Source organism: Bacillus sp. 05T31 (assembly GCF_056396725.1).
The window spans coordinates 1-4291 of record NZ_JBFTMA010000352.1 but is presented as its reverse complement, the minus strand read 5'-3'; the positions used below and the strand labels follow the sequence as shown (position 1 = coordinate 4291).

Annotated in this window: 4 protein-coding genes; 2 read left to right on the top strand and 2 right to left on the bottom strand. The window is 34.7% G+C overall.

The genetic code is table 11. The features are described 5' to 3' along the window. Positions 1 to 103: 103 nt before the first annotated feature. Both AC1DJR_RS19100 and AC1DJR_RS19095 read right to left on the bottom strand, forming a co-directional pair. Complete coding sequence (locus AC1DJR_RS19100) at positions 104 to 1264, bottom strand: M20 peptidase aminoacylase family protein (RefSeq protein ID WP_477003254.1); 1161 nt, start codon at positions 1262 to 1264, stop codon at positions 104 to 106. Positions 1265 to 1352: 88 nt separating this feature from the next. Further along, a complete protein-coding gene (locus AC1DJR_RS19095; RefSeq protein WP_002190406.1) occupies positions 1353 to 2261 on the bottom strand; it encodes an EamA family transporter in 909 nt (302 codons plus the stop codon). Positions 2262 to 2747: 486 nt separating this feature from the next. On the opposite strand from AC1DJR_RS19095, the gene ccdA reads away from it, so the two are divergent. After that, on the top strand, positions 2748 to 3455 hold the full coding sequence (gene ccdA / locus AC1DJR_RS19090) for a cytochrome c-type biogenesis protein CcdA (RefSeq protein ID WP_001152684.1): 708 nt from the start codon (positions 2748 to 2750) through the stop codon (positions 3453 to 3455). A gap of 90 nt (positions 3456 to 3545) precedes the next feature. Continuing rightward, positions 3546 to 4052, top strand: a complete 507-nt coding sequence (locus AC1DJR_RS19085) for a CcdC family protein (protein ID WP_002014224.1) — start codon at positions 3546 to 3548, stop codon at positions 4050 to 4052. Positions 4053 to 4291: the final 239 nt, after the last annotated feature.

Genomic DNA, 4291 nt, shown 5'->3' with positions numbered 1-4291 from the left:
TCGTTTCACCGCTTGGATTTTTTCTTTTGAAGAAAATTTAGCCATAAAAAATGCACCTCCAATTGTTAGACCGTGTCTAACAATTGGGGTGCACTTCAATAACTTAACGGCTTTTTGTTTGTAATAATTGATGAATAGCTTCTTCGGCTAATAGGGCGAAATACTCTGCGCTAATAGGCAATGCTTTTTCATCTACTGTAAAAGCTGGATGATGCCATTCATGTGTACCACTTGTTCCCATAAAGACGAATGAACCTGGTATTTCTTGTTGGTAAAAAGAAAAGTCTTCTCCTGCCATTGATGGTGTAGGAGAGATAACGTTTAGATTCATTTTCTCTGCAATATGAATAGAAAAATCAGTGAGTACTTTATCGTTTTGAACAGCAGGAGGACCTGGATAAAATCGGAATTCTGTTTTTACACCTAGTGCATCAGAAATGCCTTTAATGATACGTTTCATTAAAGCCGGAATCTTTTCACGTGTTTCAGCTTGGAATGTACGGACAGTTCCTTCTAATATTGCTTTTTCGGGAATAACGTTCCACGTATTCCCTGAATGAATGTTTGTTACACTTACGACAGCGTTATGAGAAGAACTAATATTTCGGCTTACAATCGTTTGAAGTGCCATAACGATTTGAGATGATGCAACGATAGGATCGACGCCGGCATCAGGCACAGCTGCATGTGTACCAACACCATGGATTTCAATTTCAAATCGATCAACTCCGGCCATTAGTGGCCCATCTTTAATACCGATTGTACCTACTGGTAAATCAGGTTTATTATGCATACCGAAAATAGCTTGCACGCCACGTAAATGCCCAGCTTCAATAACTTTGCAAGCACCATTACTACTTTCTTCAGCTGGCTGGAATATAAGGCGGACAGTTCCATTAAGAGAAGCTTCTTTTTCTTTTAATAAGTAAGCCGCACCCAATACAGCAGCTGTATGAAAATCATGCCCACAAGCATGCATTTTACCTTGTATTTTTGAAGTGTATGAAAGGTCTGTTTCTTCCTGGATAGGAAGGGCATCGATATCAGCACGAAGCGCTACAACCGGTCCGTTTTTATTACCAGAAATTTCAGCTATAACTCCTGTTTCTAAATTGGAATCAATAATAGTGATATTGGCCTCGTCTAACCAATTTTTTATCGCTTTTGTCGTTTCAAATTCTTCGTATGATAGTTCTGGATTTTCATGTAAATGCCGATGAATGGAAATAAGTTTTTCTGTTAATTGATCAGGAATAGATGCCACTTATTATGCCCTCTTTCTTAAGTGAAGTATTTGTATTAATTATACAATAATAAAAGAGAGGATTCTCAAATGAAAATCCTCTCTCGTTTTATGCTGCAACTTTTTTATGAGTATGCTGTTTTCGATAACGCCCACGCATTGCGTATGCAATTTGCGGGATTGCGATACCRATTAAAATAAGTGATACACCGAACCATTGTGAAGATAGTACAGCTTCTTTTAAAACGAATACAGACATAATAGTTGTAACTGGTAGTTCTGCTGCACCAAGAATAGTTGCTAATCCAGAACCGATTTTTGGAATGCCAATTGTAAAGGCAATGGACGGAATAACGATACTAAATATTCCTAATCCTAAGCCGTATTTCCAAAGGCCTTGAGAGATCGCCCCGTTAAAAATAAATGTTGGCGGGAATACGATCATGACTAAAGTTAAAGCGCCAGCCATTAAAAGGACACCACGTGGTAAAGAAGGTACTTCAACGGCAACTTTCCCGCTTACGAAAATGTATGTTGCAAATGTAACAGCAGATAATAARCCTAAAATGATTCCAGTCGTATCGAAATCACCAGCTGATGTTTCTAATAACCCACTTGATAAAAATGTACCTGCAAGTAAGAAGATTACTGAAATAACTTTTTCTCTTGAAGGTAATGTTTTTGTTGCGACTGCTTCAATGATAATCCCAACCCAAACGAACTGGAATAAAAGTATAATTGCAATAGAAGCTGGTACAGTTTTTAAAGAAGCGTAATAAAAAATTCCAGTAAAACTTGCAGACGTTCCTGCGACGAATAAAATTAACATTTGTTTTAGTGGAACACGATGTCTAGAAAATAGAAGTGTAATAGCAAGTAAAATAATCCAACCGAACAAATACTGGCTACCAATTACCTCTCCAAGTGAAAACCCTTCTGCATATGCAAGTTTAACAAAAATAGCTAAAACCCCATAACTACACGCTCCTAATAAAACTAAAAGAGAATAACGAAGCATGAAAAATTCCTCCCATCTATATGAAATTGTTCCGTAACGGACATATATAACTAGAGGGAAGTATACAAAATTAAAAATGAAGGGTCAAATGAAAGAAAAGTGCAAAATTTTATAGAATAATAATAAAAGTATGATATTTATGCATAATCTTGAAATTAATAATAATTAAAGTATTGTAAAATCAGCTTTATGTTGTATAAAGACAGCATTTGAAAAAAATTTTAAGGCCGATATGTGTGAAGTCAATTGTAATGTGCTAATCATTTGAGAAACTGTGGAACCTTTGTTATGTTAGTAACAATTAGAAAGAGTTTCATAATTCAATTGAGATTTTTCTATATAATAGAAGGGAATGAAAACGTTTTATTAGAAAATGTGTGAAAGGGTAGTTTTTCTTATTGTCATGTTGGAAAAGTGAATTCATGAAATGTCCATAGTATTTTCAATTGTTTTTGCTACAATATTGAAGAGGAGAGGAGTGGAATAATGCAAGATATTAGTATTTTTTTAGCGTTTGGAGCTGGGTTCTTATCATTTATATCCCCATGTTGCTTACCGCTTTATCCGGCATTTTTATCATACATAACAGGTATGTCGGTTTCTGAATTGAAAGAAGAAAATGCAATGCTTCGCAAAAGAAGTATGATACATACAGCGTTTTTCTTACTTGGTTTTTCAATTATTTTTATTGCAATTGGATTTGGTACAAGTTTTATTGGAGGCATCTTTACAAATTATAAAGATTTAATTAGACAGTTAGGCGGTATATTTATCATCGTGTTTGGTCTTATTATTGTCGGTGTATTTAAGCCGAAGTTTTTAATGCAAGACCGTAAATTTACGTTTAAAAATCGTCCGAGTGGCTATTTTGGATCCGTTCTAATTGGGTTGGCCTTTGCTGCTGGATGGACACCTTGTACTGGGCCTATATTAGTGTCTGTCATTGGATTAGCTGCAACAAATCCAGAATCGGCAATGATTTATATGATTGCTTACATACTTGGATTTGCTATCCCGTTTTTCGTACTTTCATTCTTTATTACGAAAATGTCTTGGATTAAAAGAAATAGTATGAAATTCATGAAGATTGGAGGATACGTTATGATTGTCATGGGTATCTTCCTATATTTTAACTGGATGACGAAAATTATCGTATATTTCTCAAGTTTATTTGGTGGTTTTACCGGTTTTTAGTATTATTCTGTGAAAATGTTGGAAATACTAACGGAAAAGCATATAATAAAATTATATTTTGCATATAGCCACAAAAAAGGATGAGAAAATATGAACATAGTTCTGTTATCAAGTATCGTTGCTGTTTGTATGGCTGTCGGTGCGATGTTTATTCGTTTAAAAGCAGCTAAGAAACCTGCAACATTGAAAAAAATTATACTTCCCCCATTTTTTATGAGCACGGGAGCGTTGATGTTTGTTTTTCCTGAATTTCGATTAACTCCAGCAGAAATGTTAGAAGCAATTGGCGTCGGTTTGTTTTTCTCTATTTTTCTTATTAAAACATCTAAATTTGAAATTAGAGGACAAGAGATTTATTTGAAGCGTTCAAAAGCATTTGTTTTTATACTAATTGGATTACTTGTCGTGCGGATTGTATTTAAAACATACTTAAGCCAATCTCTTGATTTAGGACAACTTAGTGGCATGTTCTTCTTACTTGCGTTTGCAATGATCGTTTCATGGAGAATTGCAATGTACCGTTCCTTTACGAAATTACAGAAGGAAATGGAAAAAGAAGAYGGTTTTTATAATGAAAAAGATATGAAGTTAACGTAAAGAGTGTTATATGTATAAAGAAACAACGTCTGATTAGACGTTGTTTTTTGTTAATCACTGAAAGGTAACTTCCTCAATTCTAGTTGTGATGTATAAATTGTCGACCATCGAAGAAGCAATTTAAGTTTGACGTTACGAATGGACCGATATAAGGAATACTATTTGGTTTGAAGTTTTATCACCGGTAATTGATGGCTAAGTTAGATTAGGTTGGATCGTATAGGAGGATCGTATAGGAG